This is a genomic window from Riemerella columbina DSM 16469, from assembly GCF_000374405.1.
GTDB lineage: Bacteria > Bacteroidota > Bacteroidia > Flavobacteriales > Weeksellaceae > Riemerella > Riemerella columbina.
The window spans coordinates 1-16,836 of sequence record NZ_KB894230.1 but is presented as its reverse complement, the minus strand read 5'-3'; the positions used below and the strand labels follow the sequence as shown (position 1 = coordinate 16,836).

Below are 16,836 nucleotides of genomic sequence, written 5' to 3'. Positions count from 1 at the left end.
AGGAGCTGGACTGGAAAGCGTTAGAGTTGGAATACCATAATTGCTGTGTGCATTTGTCGCATAATAGCGACCAGCCCGATTGGGCAGATTTACTCGCTAAAGATTGGATTGATACGATTAGAGGCATCTATAAAGACAAAAGTACACCGAAAGACGGCTTTTCTACGGCGATAGTAAAGAAGACGGGAAAAGAACTATCGACCGCAGTAGATAAGGGTTACATTTTTAAAGGTGTAGAGTACGACACGCCCGATTTTATCGCCCGAGAGGCACTAAAGCAGAATGTTTGGAAATTCTCGGTTGCAAAAAATTATAACGATTGTATTCGTCTTAATAATTTGCTTCTTCGTCCCGACGGAAGTATCCGCCCATGGCACGAATTTAAGCGAGAGGCTATGCGTGTGGTTGGTATGTCCAACCGTTATCTAAAAACAGAATACGACACGATTGTTGCAGGGGCGATGATGAGCCGTAAATGGCAGGAAATACAGCGGGATAAACATATTTTTCCGTTTGTCAAATTTGCCGTAACCATGGACGACCACACTTCCGAAATATGTACACCTCTAAGCGGTGTAATAGTTAGCGTGGACGACCCTTTCTTATTGCGATATTTCCCGCCTAACCATTTTAACTGCCGAACCGATGTAATTAAGTTAAGAAATGCAGAGCCAACGCCTCAAAATTTACTTCCGTACATTGATATTCCGACGGCATTTTTAAACAATGTGGGGGTTACGGGCGAGATTTTTACGCAGGAAAATAGATACATTGCAAATACACCAAAATTGATAACAAATGATTTGCGATACATAGAAATAGACGGTGTGGAAATTTCTACTTTAGCAAAAAAATATACAACTTCCGAAACAGAACGCACACGGGTTGAGCGTGAGTATGAAAATAGGATTATTACTTCTAAAGCTCTAAAAGATTATTTAGGAGTTAAGGTTAAAGTTTTACCCGAAATAAAGCCCGAACATTGGGCGTATGATTTTCACTTTGAGGGCGTACCTCGCTATGGTAAAGTTCCAGATTTTAAAATGAATAATGATTTTTGGGAAATGGAAAGTTACGAGGGGAAATTTAAAATAGGCAAAATAGGTGCAATGATTAAGCACGGACAAGAACAGGCAAATAAAGTCGCTATTAAATTAAACCATAAAGTCCATTTGGAAAGACTAATAAAACAACTCAAAGAATTAGACAATAGGGAAGACTTTAATTTTTTAGCGGAAGAAGTTGTAGTTATTTCAAAAGAGGGTAATGTGATTTATAGGTATAAAAAGACCGCCCATAATTCTAAAAAATAAAATTATGGGCGGTGACCTTATAAAAGGTGTGTCAGAGGTTTTACGCCCCGACACCGCAAATATACAAAAAATATTTAAAACTATTTTAAAACCTATTTAAAAAAAATGACCGCAGAAGAATTATTTAAACAATTGCAAGGCAGATTAGCACAAACTATGCGGGAACTACCGCCTATTATCGGCGAAGAAGTCGTGCATTTTGCACAGGATAATTTCGACCGACAAGCCTACAATGGCGAGGCGTGGAAAAAACGAAAAAACCCAACTAAGTGGGGAAAACGGGACGAAGAGGGACGGGCGTTACTCGTTAAAACTGCTAAATTAAGGCGGAGTATTCGGGTTAGTAGAGTGGAAAAAGATAGAGTAACCGTGGTCGCAGGCGGGGCGGATGTTCCCTATGCGAAAGTGCATAACGAGGGGTTTTCGGGAGTGGTAGAGCAAAAAGTAAATCCTTTTTTGCGTCGTGGAAAGAAAGGCGAGCCTATCGCTGTAAAAGGACATACCCGAACCATTTATCAAAACATTCCTAAACGCCAGTTTATTGGCGACGAGGAAAGCTCGGCAGAGCTAAGGCAGAGAATTAAAAATATCGTAAACATAGAACTTCAAAAAATATTCAAACAATGAAACGACTTTATAACAAACTATTTGAACTACTAAAAGAAATTTCAGAAATCAAATACATAGACCTAAACTTCGGACAAATAATGGAAGAAAAACCACCTTTGGCATATCCTGCCGTTTTGGTTGGTATTAACATATCCAGCACCGATACTTTCCAAGATATTTTCCAACAAATAAACGCCGATTTTACGCTAACGCTGGTTGTAGAGGCGGGCGATACCAGTTCGCTAACCGAAGATAATAGACGAGAACAGGCACTCGCTTATTTAGATTTGTCGGATAAAATTTACAATAAATTACAAGGCTACGAAGACGACCATTTTAGCACTTTTAATTTGCAAAGTGTTACGGAGCAAAACTTGAGAAAAGGTCTAAAGATAGTTGCCTTGCGTTATTCTTGCGGGTGGAAGCAGGAGGCGTCCAAACCATAAACGGATAAGTTTGTTTTAATTCCGAGATACTAATATTTTGTAATTCTAAGCGACTAATGTATTCCGTATGTTCCGAAATAAGGTCGCAAATACGGCTTTCGGAAAGGTCAAACTCGGGAATTAAGTGTTCCAGACAACGAGAGAATTTTAAGCCTAAAATATAGGAGTAATAATAGAACCGAGCCGCTAACTTTTCATTGCGATAGCGGATAAGCTCTATATTTCGCCCCTTATTTGCTGTTAAACCTCTCATATCCGCAAAAATACAAAACCCCGACTTATGATGCAAGTCGGGGTTTTTATTATAGTAAAGGCTTTCCTATGTTACCAAGGTTGATATTTAACATCCGAATTTATAAAGATTTTTTTAAGTTCGGTATCTTTCGATTTTGTTATAGTAAAATAGGTGTAAGTGTAAGCGAAATTAGGCAATCCATAACCATTTTTACCTGTGTTAATATACAGAAAATATCTACCCTCTTTTAAAGTTTCAAAAAAACTTGCCTTGTTAATCGTAGAAATTACAGGTTTGTAACTTTTTTCACTTTTTCTATCATACAGATAGCCCGAAATTATATCAAGTCCGCTTTTATTTACATCAAAGTCCTTGTCTGTTGCTTCCCAAATATGTATTTGGGAATTATTTAATCTCTCTTCGACAATTTCCCCAGTTTTAAGTTTTTTACCAAAATAACTTCCCACAAAGACACCTCCTTTGTTGTCTTTGTAAATATCATAATAATTTTCTTCCGAAACGGTCTCGGTTCTGCCACAACTACCAAAAGAAACTATCATAATAAATAATAGTAGTAATTTTTTCATATCTATAATTTTTTAAGTTTGCGCCAAAACTAAAAAAACCGCTCGGAAGTTCCAAGCGGTTTTGAATTATTTTTTTTCGGGTTGCTCTTTTATTTTTTTATAGAGTTTTACAATTCCTTTCTCTATACGAGGTTTTGCAGAACTATTCATATAAGCATCTGCGGTCTTGTATCCAAACATATCCGCAAGGTTTGCATTGGTTAAATTAAGTGTTTGTTTTATTTGTTTAATATCCATTATTCAAATTTAAAGTTTCCAAAAAGACCTACTAAAAAGGGAACTTCTAATTGTTCTCTATCTACATTATTTTCAAATTCGTGCAATGGCAAAAGAGCCATTGCTTGTTTTTCCTTTTCATTAAAATAGGTTTCTGCTATCCTAACAAAGTCGGGAAGAGCAAGACTTTTCGGAAAGTCTATTACCATTTTTGGAGGACTTTGTGGAACTCTTTTCCAACTTACTCGTTTTACAAACTTTTGGAAAATTTGCTCGTAATTTAAGGTTTGTTTAAAATCTTTTTGGTAATGTTCCCCTGCTGTTTTTACCAATATTCCAAAGAATAAAGCCGTTACTTCACTTTCGGATATTTCCATAGAAGTCTCGTAGTTAATAAAATCTTCGCCGTTAAATTGTTTTACAAGCATTTTGTAATCTGCCAATTTGTTTCCGTTTGTTTTTTTTACCATTTCCATCTGTATTGTAATTTTTTAAATTTATATTTGCATAAAGCAAACGAGGCGTTATACTTTTGTTTTTAACCTCGTTTGTAGCCCTACTAACTGCAATTAGTAGGGCATTTTTTTAGGCTACAAGCGAATAGTTTTCTAAAAGAATATTACATAATTCTCTATAATCTCTTGCATCGTAGAACTCTTCTCTCTCTTCCGAAATTGTTCTTACATCATACTTGTAGGCAAGATTAAGTACATAACCATTTTTGCATTTTCTAACTTTGTAGATTACTAAATCTGTTTTCTCTTTTACTAATTTTTTTAATTCTCTTAGTGTCATAATGTTTTGTTTTTAATGCTCCTGCAAGAGCTGTTATACTTTGTTTTATTTTTATACTGCAAATATAAGCATATACTTATATATCTTCCAAATTTTTTTTCAAATTTTTAAGTATATACTTATATTTTTTATCTTTAAATTATAATAAATATATAACAATCAGTATTTTAAATAAAAAAATCTCCGATAAAAAAAATCGGAGATTTTTGTGTTAGTTTAAAAACTCTTTTAAAAGGGTTTTAATTTCTCTTTCAAAGACTTTTAAAAATAGCGTTTCGGGGCTTTGTTTTTCGCCCTCTTTTGTGGCGGTAAAGGTATAAACCTCTCGGGCGGGTTCGTCTATTATAAAGCCACTTTCGGCAGGTTCTGTGTATTGGTATACTTTTATTTCGTAACCCCGCTTTTGCAGAAACTGTATAATATCTAACTGCGGAATATGTGTGGTTATTTCCATTTTTATAATATCAGGTTTTTTATGGGTAAAGCGTATCATACTTATATTTTATCTGCGAGCCAGTATTTTTGATTTAAGAAAGTGGACGGATAGGGCATCGCCGTTTTATCCATTTGTTTAGTGGCTTTAAACTTGGGGATATATAGCAACACTTCTATTTTTTCTGCATCGGATAAATTATTCCACGCCTTTTGTGTGGTTGCGATTTTCCCTTTTTTGTAACCATACATATTCCAAAATACCTCAAAACGCAAATCCGCAGGCATTTCCATATAGTCAAAATCGGCATCCTTAGTTTCAATTTTTTGTAAAAACGCTACCTCCGTACGGAGTTTGTTTGCGTGTCTTAAAACGATAGTTATTTCTTCTTCTGTCCAGCGGGCGTTGGATAGTTCCACGGCTCTAAGTATGCCGAAAGTTCCGTCGTAAGAAAGCGTTATTTTTCTGTCGCTTTTTTTGTGTAGAATTAGATATTGTTTCATAATAAACTTGGATATAGTTGGTCTTTTAATATTTCTAATTTAGATGTTTCGTAAGCTCCAATACTAAAGTTTTCTTGCACATATTTTATCCAAAGATATAGAGCCTCAGCGGTGTGGTATCTAAGACTTATTTTGGTAGCATTCTTTCGGTTATTAGTAAAGCAGGATAGAGCCTTTTTGAATAAAATATCTCTAAGTTCTACCACAATAGACTGTCCTGTTTTATTATCAGGCAACGATTTAGAGAATATTGTAATATCCCCCATTAACTTATTAAGTAGCTGGAGTGTGTCTTGTTCGATTTTAATTTGTATTTTCATTTTAATTCAAAGATTTTATTTCGTCTGCTTTTTTCCAGTAGGCTTTATTGCCAAATTTTTTCGCCGATTTTCTATTATTGTCGGCTAATTTATGTAACTGTCTTAGTAGTGCCTCTAATTCGCTAACCGAGTGAAACGGCAATGGCTTTTTATAAATGCTACTTTTTAGCATCCAGCGGTTTAAGTGTCCAAAGGGATTTGGTTTTGCTCCCTTTTCTGTAACCTCTAAAAGCGGTTCATTAGGGCGGTGTATGCCCTCTTGTTCCAATATCGCAAGGCAAGTGCTAATGAGTTGCGTTTTACTCTTTTTAATGCCTTGTAGGGCATTGCATAAGTCCTCTAATTCTTGTCTGCTAAGTTGCCTACTGCTTTGGGTTCGTCCGTCCGTAAAGTTGTAGATAACCTCGTGGCGTTCGTCTGTTGTAAAGCCTTTCTTGCTAAAAAGGGTTTGTAGTTTTTTAATTGTTGCCATTTTTTTAAAATTTACTTAATGTAATGTCCCAGTCTATAAATGCGGATATAAGAAAAATAGCCATACATATAAGGTTTATAATTTCTTCGATTTCTTCTTTTTCTATGTCTATATCCATTCTGTAATATCGGTCTAACTTTTCTCTGTTTGCGTCTGCTCTTAAAAAAAATATCACTCCGATTATTCCGCATAAAATATTTATCATAATGATTTGTTTATTCTTTTTTCTTGATACTCAATTGCTTTTTCTATTTCCTTATGTCCTACTTCATAAAGCCCCAATCTTAACATTAAAATATTCAACTCTGGGTCGTTAAGTTCAGAAGCCCTATCTGCCACTTGACACAATAAACTTCTAAAGATATTCAGCGGAACTTTTAAAACTCCCATGTTTCTATTTAATCCGCAATCGCATATTTCTTGTAGAAGTCCAACTGTATCCACTCTAAATATCAATGTTCCTTTTCCCATAATATTTAATATTTTAAATTTGTCCCCGCCGAGGGCTTGAACCTCGGTGCTTGCCGATCGGGGTACCTACCAGATTTCTGACTGCATCTGTTTTTTGGTAGATTTAGGACAGTCAGCGAGTAACAAGGTTAGCTGTGAGTCATCACTACATCCTGTGTTGTTCGTTCCTATGCGGGGACTCGAACCCCGAACCTGCTGTCTCGAATGCGTACGCCGCTGCTCTACCAATTGAGCTACATAGGAAGTCCAGTTTTAATCTGCGTATATCGCTTTTACAGCAAACATACACGCCTCCTCTAATTTGGTTTGTGTAATAGAAATAAGGCGTTGTTTTTCACTACTTGCAGGGTTTATATTTTTATACTTCCCTATACCTCTTAGCATTTCCAAGTCGTCTATCAATTCTGATACTTGTCTTCTTACTTGCTTTGCAAATGCGTTGTTCTCATTAGCATCATACAATGTCATTTTGTTTCCTTTTGTACTCATTGTTTTATTTTTTTAGTTAGTTAAATAATTTTCGTGTACTGGGAATAAAGCCTCTATATCCGTACCTTTTGGAAAGTCCACAGCAGAGATAGATAGCGGAATATTGACTTTTTTTCCTTGTGCATCGGTATAGCTGGCATCTATAAAGAATGCCGAGCGCTGTGGCTTGTACGACTGGCGAATAATATTCACGGCATCGGTAAAATTTGGGTCGTTAAATTCCTCTGCCAGTTTAGTAAGCTCCAAAACCCTCGACGCTTTTAAATTGCCCTGTGCGTCTTTTTTTAGCAGATGGTTTACAGCGTGTACGAGCTTTCCAGTCGCTTCATCTTTCGCCAACGATGTTATAAACTCACGCGCTTTGTCTATACCCGCTGTTACGGTGTCATCCCAGCCGTCTATAATGCGGAAGCCATAGGTAATAGTATATCCCTTGTTATCGGAAAAAGTGTGGCTTTGCTGGGTATTTTTTACCTCGTAGGCTTTAATCTTAAGGTCTAATAGAGCCTTAAGGCTTTCAAAAGCGAACAATTTAACTTTGCTAATATTGTCGCTTATCAATTTCAATGGTTCTACTATTTGTGCTAATTCTTGGTTTACAAGTTCTTTATAAGCCTTTCTGTCCTCTGCTTTGGCTTGGTCTCGTCGTGCCAATTCGGCGAGGAGTTCTTTTTCTGATAGTTTGGTTAAGTCATTCATAATGTTTATTTTTAGTTTAGGATATTTGTTCTTTTAATTTTTTCTACAGTGTTTACAGCATTCTTTTCCTTTTCGTAATATTTTAACAACGAATCAGCTGCCTCCTCAGTTTTAAGTGTAAGTTTAAGGGTACTGACGGCTATTCCCGATAGGAAAGTGATTTTAAGACTATACAGGTCGTCTTCAGGTTCTTTTTGGATAAGGATTTGTCCGTGTTTTTTAGTGCTGTGTAGCACTGCAAATTGGTTCATAATGCGTTGTTTTTAATGATTAATTCTTTTAGTTGTTGCTCTCTTTTTTGTAGTTCCTCGTGAAGATTTTTCCAGTCTTCGCTGTATCTTTCGTCCTCTAATCGCTGTTTTAACTTCGCGATAATTTCGTTTAGTTCCGCTTCGCTGGGCGGAAACATCTCGTTTTCTATGCTTTGCATTTTGACTTATTTTTTCGTTGTTCTTCTAATTCTTTTGCTTTTTGCAGGGCTTTTTTAGCGGATTGCTTTTTCTCATATTCCCTAAATTCAAATTGGTAATTGTTAAATGTTTTCATATTTGATAGTGTTTTATACTTTCGGCATCGTTTTTTAAAATTTGTATCTGATAAGTTAATTTTTCGTGTAGTTTTGGATATTCGTCTGCTAATACCCAGCCTTTTTTTTCTTCCCAATAGTAAAGTAGGCGGTCTTGTCCGTAGCGTTGGTTGGGGGCTTTCCAGTTCATCTTATCCAACCAAAAAAGCAGAAACTTTACTTTTTCGGTTAATATCGTAGGTCTGCCTAATCCTTTGCGATGTAGGCTTATTCTTTCGCCTACATTTAGCAAATTGTAAAGGCTGTCTAATGCGAGTAAATCGTATGTTAGAGTATTCATTGTATTAGTTTTTTTCTGTGATTTCTGTTCCGTGATAAAGCAAAGCCCTTTCTTCGTCTATAATTAAATTGCCCCCTGTACATCTCCCAGTTACAAATGCCTTTAAACCTAATACCCTCACTATAATTTTGCTTAGTTTTCGCCAATATCGCCCCTGTGCTGTGTCGGGCTTGCCTCTTTCCTCGTGGCTTACAAAAACAATTAGTTTATTTTGATGCTCTTGTAAAATATTTTTTAAGTCCGTTTTTGTCATCTCATCTCTATAAACTGTTATGTTATCTATAAAGACTATTTTAGGGCAGGTTCGCATTTTTAGCCTTTTTTCTATTTCGCTCCATTCTTCGTATTCGTGAAGTTTAAATCTCTTATTTTTATCTTTAATACCTAATCGTCGCATCACTCCTATAAAATGTTTGCTCACACCTTCTTCTGCCGATATATAAAGGACTTTTTCAAACCTTGTTAAATAATTAGCGAGCATAAGTGCAAATGTTGATTTCCCTTGCTTTTCATCGCCTTGAATAATCCAACCGCCAGTTGTTTCGGGATTATCCATTACATCTTTCCAAATGCCGTCAAAATCAAAGGTTTTAAACTTTTTAGAATAGGCTTGTTTTACACTTATTGTCCTCATTTATGCTATTTGTTTAGTTCTGATTAATGTTTCTAAATATCTAAGGCTTTTAACTTTGTCATCTCTCTTTGTAAAGCATTGTTTTACAACAGCGTTTACCTTAGTTTTATCTTGCATATTAGCAGTTGCAACATCTCGCAAAAGTTTATCGTAAAACTCTATTTTTTGGGTCTTGTCGTCGGGCGTAATTCCACGGAACTCCGCAGAAAATCGGTCAAATATTTCTCTATAACCCACCTTTTCATTATTTATCCCTTTTCTAATTTTAGCCCTTAAACCGTCTGCACCTATCATATACCAGCCACAGTTCCCCGTAGTACCATTAACCAAGCCTTTTACCTCTAAAAATGCAGAATAATCAAAGTCGCCCGCCTCGTCTATACAAATAAATACTTGCCCAAGTGCGTTGATATAGTATTTTAGATTTTCTAATATCTCTGAATAAGTTCCCGTAACACTACAACCCAGCTCCTTTGCTAATGCTTTTATAAATAGTCTTTTAGTCTTGTATTGGCTTGCATCTATATAAAAAGCATTCTTCATTTTCGAGATAAGTATTTTAGAGCAATATGTTTTCCCTATACCGCAGTCGTCCACTAATATCAAGGACTTAGAATACTTTTGGCAGAAGTGAAAATCATCTTTTAACTCTAAATAAACATCCGTTTCAACCGCTTTCCAAGTGTTTTTACCCAGCGTTACTTGTAGTTTCCTGCCTATATTTAACCATTGCGAAGTTGAGAGTAGCCCCTCTATTTCGCCATTTTTCAACCTACTAAATACAGAACCACTAATACCTAAAGTTTTAGCATACGCCTGAGCACTTCCGCCGTAGCGTTCCCTATCTTGTATTATTGCCTGTGCAATTGCTGTTTTTAATTCGTTTGATATTTCCATTTTATTGTGTTTTTTAATTAAAATTAGAGAATAAAGATTTTGATTTTCGACCCGTAGAAGGATATATTGTTGTTTGTTCTTCCGTATTATCATCTATATCATTTATAACTTGGGCTGGTTTATCGTTTGGTGTAAACTGGTTTAGTTCTGGAATTACGAAACTACTGCTTATAACTTTTGAACGGCGGTCTATAACTGTCAGCCTATCAATATCATTCTTACGCTCACGCATAAAGGCATTTACAGTATTTTCGTAGGCACTCATTATTTGTCGGTTAATTTTTCCCGTGTCGTCTAACTCGTGATAGGAACGGCTATAAGTTGGTTTAGGCAGTAATTCGCACAATAGCATATCATCATAGTATATCATTGCTTTTATAGTGTTTCCGTCGTTCCCGTCTAACCAATACACCTCGAAACTTTTGCCCTCTACATATTTCATCAACTTAATTAAATCATCGCCTAATGCTATCTCGCCTCCTAACCCAAGTAAATATTCTGAACTTCTAAATTTTACAATTCCCGCATTACAAGAGGTATTTGTAACCCTACCTAAATAGGGCAATATAGCACGCCAGTTGGTTGGTTTCGTGTCTTTGCATTGCATTTCTGTAAAGACTTGCCAACGGCTTTTACCTTTGTGTCTGCTATGCTCCATATTATTCCACTTTTGTATATCATAAAGCGAGTTCATTATTATTTTTTCCTTTGGTAAAATTATGTCCGCTCCAGCTCCTTTTTGGTTATCTTCTTTCCTTGCAAACGGACGCCCGAGCCAGCCCTCTTTTTCTTTTTCAAATTCATAGCGGATTTTACCAAAGTAGCGTTCAATATGTTTTGCCCTTGCCTTGTTTGCCTCAATTCTTACACGGTCAAACATAGCCCCTTGTTTCAAAAAGGTGTCTTTAAAGCTACTATTCAAAGAACTTTCGCACTCTAATTCCAGAGGTAGATTAAAGCCCCATTCTGTGTAATTCCTTACCATTTGGCGGTAAAACTCCAGAATTAACCCCTCTTTACTTTCGCCATATACCCAAGTTGTCCAAGCCTCAGAACCAAGGTCAATTCCCATATAAAACCACATTCTTTTACTTTTATCGTAGAAAAATGGCGGTTGTCTATCATCAATTGAAACTAATACGCCAGCCTCTTTTACCTTATCTAAAGAATGATAAGGCACAAACCGCTGTAATAATTCTTGTCTGTTTCCGCTTCGTCTTGCTAATGCTCCAATTTTGTACTCCCATTTAGCAAGCCACGCAATAATTGACCCCTCTGATATAGGTTTGAATTTTGCTCTATCGGTATAGTCGTAAATTTCGCCCGTTGTATGATTGATGACCTCTACTTCGCCCGTTAAGAACCCAGCGTATTTGTCCGCAACCTCTGTTCGTGTGGGTTTATGCTCTTGTCCTGCAAACATAGCGTTAAGAAGTTCCATCATCTCATCTGTCATAATTTTAGCGTGCTGATTGTTGAGTTTGTTAGATATTAGACTTCTAAAATTGTAGCCGTTTTCATTGCCTTTTAAAAAGGTTTTAAATACCCTTGAAAAATGCCTTTCGCCAAACATCATCGTATGTCCCTGATTGTGTATTTTGGGGAGTATATCGTTAAAAGTGATTAAATCTTCCCATAGGGATTTAGTTAGTCCTACTTTTTTACCCCCTCTCATACTTAATCTTTGCTCTTTTAACTTTTGTAAAGCGATAAGAACTGAGGCGTTTGTGATGTATTCTTCTATAAATTTTTGTTTTAAAGGCATACCGTCCTCAAACTCGAATGTTGTATAATAAGCTGTTGCCAAAGAACTAATTTCCCAAAAGTTTAACAATGGGTGTTTCATTTTCCTTGTGTCCCCAATAGCCTCTTGGATTTCTTTTGGTAGTGTATCAAAATTGATTAACATTTGACGACCATTACCCCCAGTCTGAACCCGTTTAATACCATAAGGCAAGTCCTTATAACGCCAAATATTTTGCTTGAGACAGTTATAAGTATTGTAATACTTTGGTACAAGTTCGTCTTTTGTTACTACTAATATGTTACCCCAGAGGTGTGGCATTGCTTATTCTTTATATTTTAAAAGTGGTTGAATGTTTTTAATACTTCCGCTCTTGTAGCCTTACGAAGTACTTTTGTTTTATATACCCACCCAAATAGGTAGTAGTCTTTTACCCAAATAGAACCTTTTACATTGCCATAGTAAATCGCTATCCTATTTTTTGTTTTGTAAATTTTTTGGAGAAGCTTTTTCATAATCTTATCGTTTTTTCAGTTCGTCCATGAGTTTTTGTGCTCCGCTGGCAGTGTAAAATTGGCTTTCCAGTATTTTGTTGCCCGTGCTTCGTGCGTAGAGCAATTGGAGCATATAAGTGTCTTTAGTTTCGCCTCGCAGTACCTTTTCTACTTGCCACTCGGTCGTGCGGCATTGCTTGGCTACCAGTTTAATGTCCGTACGCGATAGATGACTCCCCACCTCCGAAAGCATTGCTTTAATCACTTTTTGTTCCGCTTTGGCTTTGGCACGGCTCATCGTTTTTTCATCCGTGCTATAAGTGCCATACTTGCGGATACTCGGTAACACCTCCGAGGTTACCCACTTGCGGAACTTGCGAGCTTCGGGTTTGTTGCTTCTAAGTATTAGAGCGTATAAGCCACTCTCATTGATAAACATAAATTGACGATACTGACCTGATGCGTAAATTTTACGGAGTAGCTTTTCGTCATCATCTAATTTTCTAAGTGCAACTTCGGTATCGGCGTAGCCTAATGAGTTACATACATCTTTAGCGCAAAACCAAGGCTCGCCTGCTTTTGTTTTCATTCTAATTTCCCCAAACTGTGGGTGTGTAATAATGTTGCTCATAATTTATTGATTTATAACATTATTTAATACTGCTTTGGTAACCTCCTCAAGGGCTTTTTTTGCCTTGTAGTAGTCTTTTTTGATGGCTTCGGATGTCGCACTGGTGCGGTCTCCATTGAGTGCCTTGCGTACAGACGACTCTGTAACTCCATAGGCAACAACCAATTCTTTTATAATGCTTTGGTTATACTTATATTTTTTATTCTTACTTTTGTCCATTGTCCTTTTAGTGTTATTTGATGAGACAAAGGTAATACAGAATTTCTGAAATAAACAAATTATTTTACAGAAATTTTGAAATAAAATTTTTTATCATGAGTAAATACATTATAAATCAAAGGTTTATAGATTGCATAAATTTTATTTTAGATACAAAAAAAGCTCCATCCAAATCTTTTTTAGCAGAAAAATTTAGTATTTCCAACTCTAAATTTTCAGAAATACTGAAAGAAAGAATGAATGTAGGAGTGGAATTATTGTCAGTATTAACAAATGAGTTTTCAATATCTCCAGAATGGCTCCTTACAGGAAAGGGCGAAATGCTCAAGCAACCGCAAGGCTATACCACAGAAGAAAACCCACCGCAAGTAGTAGCAGAGGGGCAATCTAATTCTACTAAAGTAATAGATAACTCTCATTTAAACGGACAAATAAGTTTTTTACAAAAAGAAATAGAGTATTTGCAAGATAAAATTTCGTTACTTCAAGAAAATAAAACACTTATAGAAGAAAAGGTAAAAAAAACCGAAGCAGAAAACCAACAACTCCAAGAGCAAATCTCTCATTTAAAACGAGAGAACTCTGCCATTAAAAGCAAGCCACAAGATAGAGCAACGGGATAATGTCTGGATAATATGGGTGAAAATGTAACGAAATATACCAAGTTATGCATTCTAAATTGCGTGTGTGCAAACTTTTTATAGTGATTTAGTCATAAATCATTGATAATTAATGTATTTTTATTTTATCAAAATGCACTAAAGGGGGTTGAACTTGTAAAAATAGGCTCTTTTTTGTGTTTAATTTGCGTTTAACCCCCTTTCAATTAGTTATCAAATTAAAACTTTTGTAACCCCAACTGTAACCCCAACTGTAACCCCAACTATTTTTTTGATAGATTTTTAATTTTTTTTGGCGTCATATTAAATCAAAAAAAGCACCCTAAAAATAGAGTGCTTTTTATTTGTTCTTTTACTATGCAAAATCCTTTATTTAAGCGTTTCTAACGCTTTTTATGCGTTATCATATATAATTGCAATATAAATCATTTTAATAGGCTTTTTTAGGGGTTCAAAAACCAAATTAAAACGCAATTAAACTCAATTAAATGTATATTTCGTTTATTTCTAAATTTTGGGCTTTTTTCGCCTTAACCCCTTTATTTTCGGGCTTTTTCGGGCTTTTTTATTCTATTGTATTTTAGATATTATGTTTTAATGGGGATATAAGTAAAAATATGAAAACAATTTTAAAATTTTCAGCCCTTTTTCTTAGCATCATACTATTTGCTCAAGAAAAAACTTATACACAAAAGATGGACAGTCTTATGATGTATGTAGATAAAAACCAAATGACTACACCTATTCTCTATGACCGGGTATTTTCTTTTTCAGACCTAAATACATCGGTGCCAAGTAGTATCTCCTACGATTATTTTCTCCAGTCGTGGAGCGAGATGTACCGCGCCAGTTATCAGCCTAATTTTGTTTCTCCTGATCATCTTCAAGAATATGCTATAAACAGTTTACAAAACAATCAAGTACAGATAGGGGTGATTAATCTAAAATACAATTACATTGATTTTGGTACAGATGAAGATCCAAACTTGGTTTTTGAGGAAGGCTATTTTAGAAATGTACCAGGTAAAAATCCATTTAAAGAAGCTCAGATCTGTTTAGTAAGCCCCTTAGTGTCAGAAATCACAAATGCTCAAGTAAACTATGTGCTCACGAACAATTCCATAGCGCAAGACCCTACTCTATCTCCCATTGAAAGTATAGAACTAAACTTAGGTGACGGGGTAATACGGAATTTAAACCTCAACTCACAACTCTCTGTAGCCCAAGCTCAAAAATTGGTGGTAAATTATACCTCTGGGGGCAGCAAAAATCTCTCTTTCAAATTAAAATTTGCAGACGGAACCAGCAGAACATTTCATAAAAGTATAGAGGTAAAACTTGAAGATAAGCGCGTGGCTGCCAGTACCAATAGCAGACTTTATGCTGAGGCAGAAGATTTTATAGGGAATAGGGGGATCACACAAACCACACCATTTAGAGGCTATAATGAGTCTGTTGCCAAATCTGGAACATTAGAGTACAGAACCTATTACAATAGAATATCTAACTCAGGATATACACCTGGAACTAATGGAAGTTTAGGATTTTTTTCAAAACAACCCCAACTTAGAAAGCCTGTGATTATCTTAGATGGGTATGATCCTGGTGATGGTAGAAAATTAGATGCACTCTATAAGCAGATGAACTACTATATTAATGATATAAAGAATAAATCAAGTGAACGAAACCTCATTAACGAACTTCAAAACAAAGGCTTTGATGTTACTCTGGTCAATTTCCCTAATGGCGCAGATTTTATAGAACGAAATGCGATGGCAGTAGTAGAGCTTCTTAAAAGAGAAAATGATAAACTAAAACAAAACGGAAGCTCAGAAAAAATTATACTAATAGGTCCCAGTATGGGAGGGCTTATTTCTAGATATGCCTTAGCCTATATGGAGAAAAATAATATTCCCCACAATACAAGGCTATGGGTAAGTTTTAATAGCCCTCACCATGGGGCTAACATTCCACTTTCAGCACAGACCAATTTATTCTTCTTTGGAACCATAGGAGGCTCAGAACAAGCAGCTAATAAATTTAGAGAAAACTTCTTCTCTCCAGCTGCACGGCAGATGCTTATTGAGCAGCTTGATGGCTATCCTAATCCCACCTCTCTTTCAAGTAATTCAGGAAGAAACAACAATCATCCTTTTCGTAAACAATTTTTACAAAACCTAACCAACAATGGCATACCAGGTTCAAATGGATTTCCCACACAGACAAGGAATATAGCCATTGCCAACGGAACTACCACAGGGCAAAAAACAAATTCAGAAGCGCAAACACTATTAGAAATGGCAGGCTTTGGACCATTTAAATTAAAAGCAGTAGTTTTAGTTGACAACGCTTTGCCAGCCTCTAATACTTCTGCACTTAATTTTGAAGGCAAATTTACAAAAATAGTGAAATGTCGCGTTCCACTTACAGGAATGACTTTTACTTGTGGGATAAACATTATTAATGTAAGACGGTGGACGGACAACCCTAACCCCAGAGGCTCTATGGATGTAGTACAAGGGGGAACATTCAACACCCAAGGAATTTTAAAAGATGAATTTGACCCTGTATTAAGAAGCAGTTTAAAAAGAGTAGAGTGGAGAGGGTACAGACCCAATCATGCATTCATCCCCACAGTCAGTTCTTTAGCCTTTAAAAACCCAAATTTTGATTGGAATACTGACATCAATAGAAACCTACTCTGCAATCGGGAAATCCCTTTTGATGCCTATTTTGTTGCAAAAACAAATGAGGAGCATGTATTCGTATCAAATGAATTAGTAGATTGGCTTATGAAAGAAATAGAAGGAAATTACCAAGCTCCTAATCTTGATTTATCTAATATAGTTTTATCACCTACAAAAACTATATTATGAAGTCATTTAAACTTTTTAAGGGCTATGACTATAAATGCTAAATAATTAAATCCTAGCCAACTAGCCACTGTTGTGTCAAATCTATTGAGTAAAGACCTATAACTATCCAACCAACCATTGGTTCTTTCTATTTTGTACCTTTCTTCGTAGAGAAGAGGGTCAAAATATTCATCCCTATCAGAAGTATCGTTGTTTCTTTTATTAAAGCAAATATTACCTTGTATATCTTTCTTGTTACAAGAACAACGAAACTCTTTAGAGTCAAAA

General features: G+C 35.9%; 26 protein-coding genes, 1 tRNA gene and 1 pseudogene. 5 read left to right on the top strand and 23 right to left on the bottom strand.

Annotated features, from left to right (window positions below):
• Positions 1-53: 53 nt before the first annotated feature.
• The 3 genes from C237_RS13910 to C237_RS0105655 all read left to right on the top strand — a co-directional run bounded on the left by C237_RS13910 (position 54) and on the right by C237_RS0105655 (position 2,368).
• Entirely contained in the window at positions 54-1,313 is a 1,260-nt protein-coding gene (locus C237_RS13910; RefSeq protein WP_156809716.1) for a phage minor head protein, read from the top strand.
• Between the two features lie 105 nt (positions 1,314-1,418).
• Entirely contained in the window at positions 1,419-1,940 is a 522-nt protein-coding gene (locus tag C237_RS0105660; RefSeq protein WP_018675529.1) for a phage virion morphogenesis family protein, read from the top strand.
• Complete coding sequence (locus tag C237_RS0105655) at positions 1,937-2,368, top strand: hypothetical protein (protein ID WP_018675528.1); 432 nt, start codon at positions 1,937-1,939, stop codon at positions 2,366-2,368. The genes C237_RS0105660 and C237_RS0105655 overlap by 4 nt, the downstream gene beginning before the upstream one ends.
• 324 nt (positions 2,369-2,692) lie before the next feature.
• Here C237_RS0105655 and C237_RS0105650 read toward each other — a convergent pair whose 3' ends face one another.
• From C237_RS0105650 to C237_RS12965, 22 genes are all read right to left on the bottom strand, one after another.
• Positions 2,693-3,190, bottom strand: a complete 498-nt coding sequence (locus C237_RS0105650; RefSeq protein WP_018675527.1) for a hypothetical protein — start codon at positions 3,188-3,190, stop codon at positions 2,693-2,695.
• Between the two features lie 66 nt (positions 3,191-3,256).
• Positions 3,257-3,427 carry a hypothetical protein gene (locus tag C237_RS14520; RefSeq protein WP_018675526.1) on the bottom strand — a complete coding sequence of 57 codons (171 nt, stop codon included), beginning with the start codon at positions 3,425-3,427 and terminating at the stop codon, positions 3,257-3,259.
• Positions 3,427-3,882 (bottom strand): hypothetical protein, encoded by a 456-nt coding sequence (locus C237_RS0105640; protein WP_018675525.1) that lies wholly within the window; start codon positions 3,880-3,882, stop codon positions 3,427-3,429. Before C237_RS0105640 ends, C237_RS14520 begins: the two co-directional genes overlap by 1 nt.
• Positions 3,883-3,991: 109 nt before the next feature.
• Positions 3,992-4,201, bottom strand: coding sequence for a hypothetical protein (locus C237_RS0105635; RefSeq protein ID WP_018675524.1), 210 nt, complete (start codon positions 4,199-4,201; stop codon positions 3,992-3,994).
• Between the two features lie 211 nt (positions 4,202-4,412).
• Positions 4,413-4,655 carry a hypothetical protein gene (locus tag C237_RS0105630; protein ID WP_018675523.1) on the bottom strand — a complete coding sequence of 81 codons (243 nt, stop codon included), beginning with the start codon at positions 4,653-4,655 and terminating at the stop codon, positions 4,413-4,415.
• Between the two features lie 41 nt (positions 4,656-4,696).
• On the bottom strand, positions 4,697-5,137 hold the full coding sequence (locus tag C237_RS0105625) for a hypothetical protein (protein WP_018675522.1): 441 nt from the start codon (positions 5,135-5,137) through the stop codon (positions 4,697-4,699).
• Positions 5,134-5,457 carry a hypothetical protein gene (locus tag C237_RS0105620; RefSeq protein WP_018675521.1) on the bottom strand — a complete coding sequence of 108 codons (324 nt, stop codon included), beginning with the start codon at positions 5,455-5,457 and terminating at the stop codon, positions 5,134-5,136. The genes C237_RS0105625 and C237_RS0105620 overlap by 4 nt, the downstream gene beginning before the upstream one ends.
• A gap of 1 nt (position 5,458) precedes the next feature.
• Positions 5,459-5,929, bottom strand: coding sequence for a hypothetical protein (locus tag C237_RS0105615; RefSeq protein ID WP_018675520.1), 471 nt, complete (start codon positions 5,927-5,929; stop codon positions 5,459-5,461).
• A 201-nt stretch (positions 5,930-6,130) separates the two neighbouring features.
• Positions 6,131-6,400 (bottom strand): hypothetical protein, encoded by a 270-nt coding sequence (locus C237_RS0105605; protein WP_018675518.1) that lies wholly within the window; start codon positions 6,398-6,400, stop codon positions 6,131-6,133.
• 164 nt (positions 6,401-6,564) lie between these two features.
• Positions 6,565-6,643 (bottom strand) — tRNA-OTHER (locus C237_RS0105600).
• A 9-nt stretch (positions 6,644-6,652) separates the two neighbouring features.
• A complete protein-coding gene (locus C237_RS0105595; RefSeq protein ID WP_018675517.1) occupies positions 6,653-6,889 on the bottom strand; it encodes an Acb2/Tad1 domain-containing protein in 237 nt (78 codons plus the stop codon).
• 12 nt (positions 6,890-6,901) lie between these two features.
• On the bottom strand, positions 6,902-7,588 hold the full coding sequence (locus C237_RS0105590) for a DUF3164 family protein (RefSeq protein ID WP_018675516.1): 687 nt from the start codon (positions 7,586-7,588) through the stop codon (positions 6,902-6,904).
• Between the two features lie 11 nt (positions 7,589-7,599).
• Positions 7,600-7,839, bottom strand: coding sequence for a hypothetical protein (locus C237_RS0105585; RefSeq protein ID WP_018675515.1), 240 nt, complete (start codon positions 7,837-7,839; stop codon positions 7,600-7,602).
• Positions 7,836-8,018, bottom strand: coding sequence for a hypothetical protein (locus C237_RS0105580; protein WP_018675514.1), 183 nt, complete (start codon positions 8,016-8,018; stop codon positions 7,836-7,838). Before C237_RS0105580 ends, C237_RS0105585 begins: the two co-directional genes overlap by 4 nt.
• Complete coding sequence (locus tag C237_RS15090) at positions 8,006-8,134, bottom strand: hypothetical protein (protein ID WP_018675513.1); 129 nt, start codon at positions 8,132-8,134, stop codon at positions 8,006-8,008. Before C237_RS15090 ends, C237_RS0105580 begins: the two co-directional genes overlap by 13 nt.
• A complete protein-coding gene (locus C237_RS0105570; protein ID WP_018675512.1) occupies positions 8,131-8,454 on the bottom strand; it encodes a hypothetical protein in 324 nt (107 codons plus the stop codon). Before C237_RS0105570 ends, C237_RS15090 begins: the two co-directional genes overlap by 4 nt.
• 4 nt (positions 8,455-8,458) lie before the next feature.
• Complete coding sequence (locus C237_RS0105565; RefSeq protein WP_018675511.1) at positions 8,459-9,088, bottom strand: P-loop NTPase family protein; 630 nt, start codon at positions 9,086-9,088, stop codon at positions 8,459-8,461.
• Positions 9,089-9,985 carry an AAA family ATPase gene (locus C237_RS0105560; RefSeq protein ID WP_018675510.1) on the bottom strand — a complete coding sequence of 299 codons (897 nt, stop codon included), beginning with the start codon at positions 9,983-9,985 and terminating at the stop codon, positions 9,089-9,091. It abuts the gene before it with no gap.
• A 13-nt stretch (positions 9,986-9,998) separates the two neighbouring features.
• Positions 9,999-12,050: a hypothetical protein gene (locus tag C237_RS0105555; protein WP_018675509.1), complete on the bottom strand. Its 2,052-nt coding sequence runs from the start codon at positions 12,048-12,050 to the stop codon at positions 9,999-10,001.
• 17 nt (positions 12,051-12,067) lie between these two features.
• Positions 12,068-12,244 (bottom strand): hypothetical protein, encoded by a 177-nt coding sequence (locus C237_RS14515; RefSeq protein ID WP_018675508.1) that lies wholly within the window; start codon positions 12,242-12,244, stop codon positions 12,068-12,070.
• Between the two features lie 4 nt (positions 12,245-12,248).
• Positions 12,249-12,854, bottom strand: coding sequence for a BRO-N domain-containing protein (locus C237_RS0105545; protein ID WP_018675507.1), 606 nt, complete (start codon positions 12,852-12,854; stop codon positions 12,249-12,251).
• Positions 12,855-12,857: 3 nt separating this feature from the next.
• The gene (locus C237_RS12965) at positions 12,858-13,073 is read right to left on the bottom strand and encodes a hypothetical protein (RefSeq protein WP_018675506.1); all 216 of its coding nucleotides are present in this window, start codon (positions 13,071-13,073) and stop codon (positions 12,858-12,860) included.
• 95 nt (positions 13,074-13,168) lie between these two features.
• Here C237_RS12965 and C237_RS0105535 point away from each other — a divergent pair, with 95 nt between their 5' ends.
• Entirely contained in the window at positions 13,169-13,696 is a 528-nt protein-coding gene (locus tag C237_RS0105535) for a hypothetical protein (protein ID WP_018675505.1), read from the top strand.
• Between the two features lie 614 nt (positions 13,697-14,310).
• Positions 14,311-16,569 carry a lipase family alpha/beta hydrolase gene (locus C237_RS0105530; protein ID WP_018675504.1) on the top strand — a complete coding sequence of 753 codons (2,259 nt, stop codon included), beginning with the start codon at positions 14,311-14,313 and terminating at the stop codon, positions 16,567-16,569.
• A gap of 2 nt (positions 16,570-16,571) precedes the next feature.
• Here C237_RS0105530 and C237_RS0105525 read toward each other — a convergent pair.
• Positions 16,572-16,836: pseudogene (locus tag C237_RS0105525) on the bottom strand (IS5/IS1182 family transposase); the annotation flags it as partial.

Bases quoted from the DNA above. Each gene is read 5' to 3' on its own strand.
- C237_RS0105660 (WP_018675529.1), top strand. From the start codon at position 1,419: ATGACCGCAGAAGAATTATTTAAACAATTGCAAGGCAGATTAGCACAA.
- C237_RS0105655 (WP_018675528.1), top strand. From the start codon at position 1,937: ATGAAACGACTTTATAACAAACTATTTGAACTACTAAAAGAAATTTCA.
- C237_RS0105650 (WP_018675527.1), bottom strand. From the start codon at position 3,190: ATGAAAAAATTACTACTATTATTTATTATGATAGTTTCTTTTGGTAGT.
- C237_RS14520 (WP_018675526.1), bottom strand. From the start codon at position 3,427: ATGGATATTAAACAAATAAAACAAACACTTAATTTAACCAATGCAAAC.
- C237_RS0105640 (WP_018675525.1), bottom strand. From the start codon at position 3,882: ATGGAAATGGTAAAAAAAACAAACGGAAACAAATTGGCAGATTACAAA.
- C237_RS0105635 (WP_018675524.1), bottom strand. From the start codon at position 4,201: ATGACACTAAGAGAATTAAAAAAATTAGTAAAAGAGAAAACAGATTTA.
- C237_RS0105630 (WP_018675523.1), bottom strand. From the start codon at position 4,655: ATGGAAATAACCACACATATTCCGCAGTTAGATATTATACAGTTTCTG.
- C237_RS0105625 (WP_018675522.1), bottom strand. From the start codon at position 5,137: ATGAAACAATATCTAATTCTACACAAAAAAAGCGACAGAAAAATAACG.
- C237_RS0105620 (WP_018675521.1), bottom strand. From the start codon at position 5,457: ATGAAAATACAAATTAAAATCGAACAAGACACACTCCAGCTACTTAAT.
- C237_RS0105615 (WP_018675520.1), bottom strand. From the start codon at position 5,929: ATGGCAACAATTAAAAAACTACAAACCCTTTTTAGCAAGAAAGGCTTT.
- C237_RS0105605 (WP_018675518.1), bottom strand. From the start codon at position 6,400: ATGGGAAAAGGAACATTGATATTTAGAGTGGATACAGTTGGACTTCTA.
- C237_RS0105595 (WP_018675517.1), bottom strand. From the start codon at position 6,889: ATGAGTACAAAAGGAAACAAAATGACATTGTATGATGCTAATGAGAAC.
- C237_RS0105590 (WP_018675516.1), bottom strand. From the start codon at position 7,588: ATGAATGACTTAACCAAACTATCAGAAAAAGAACTCCTCGCCGAATTG.
- C237_RS0105585 (WP_018675515.1), bottom strand. From the start codon at position 7,839: ATGAACCAATTTGCAGTGCTACACAGCACTAAAAAACACGGACAAATC.
- C237_RS0105580 (WP_018675514.1), bottom strand. From the start codon at position 8,018: ATGCAAAGCATAGAAAACGAGATGTTTCCGCCCAGCGAAGCGGAACTA.
- C237_RS15090 (WP_018675513.1), bottom strand. From the start codon at position 8,134: ATGAAAACATTTAACAATTACCAATTTGAATTTAGGGAATATGAGAAA.
- C237_RS0105570 (WP_018675512.1), bottom strand. From the start codon at position 8,454: ATGAATACTCTAACATACGATTTACTCGCATTAGACAGCCTTTACAAT.
- C237_RS0105565 (WP_018675511.1), bottom strand. From the start codon at position 9,088: ATGAGGACAATAAGTGTAAAACAAGCCTATTCTAAAAAGTTTAAAACC.
- C237_RS0105560 (WP_018675510.1), bottom strand. From the start codon at position 9,985: ATGGAAATATCAAACGAATTAAAAACAGCAATTGCACAGGCAATAATA.
- C237_RS0105555 (WP_018675509.1), bottom strand. From the start codon at position 12,050: ATGCCACACCTCTGGGGTAACATATTAGTAGTAACAAAAGACGAACTT.
- C237_RS14515 (WP_018675508.1), bottom strand. From the start codon at position 12,244: ATGAAAAAGCTTCTCCAAAAAATTTACAAAACAAAAAATAGGATAGCG.
- C237_RS0105545 (WP_018675507.1), bottom strand. From the start codon at position 12,854: ATGAGCAACATTATTACACACCCACAGTTTGGGGAAATTAGAATGAAA.
- C237_RS12965 (WP_018675506.1), bottom strand. From the start codon at position 13,073: ATGGACAAAAGTAAGAATAAAAAATATAAGTATAACCAAAGCATTATA.
- C237_RS0105535 (WP_018675505.1), top strand. From the start codon at position 13,169: ATGAGTAAATACATTATAAATCAAAGGTTTATAGATTGCATAAATTTT.
- C237_RS0105530 (WP_018675504.1), top strand. From the start codon at position 14,311: ATGAAAACAATTTTAAAATTTTCAGCCCTTTTTCTTAGCATCATACTA.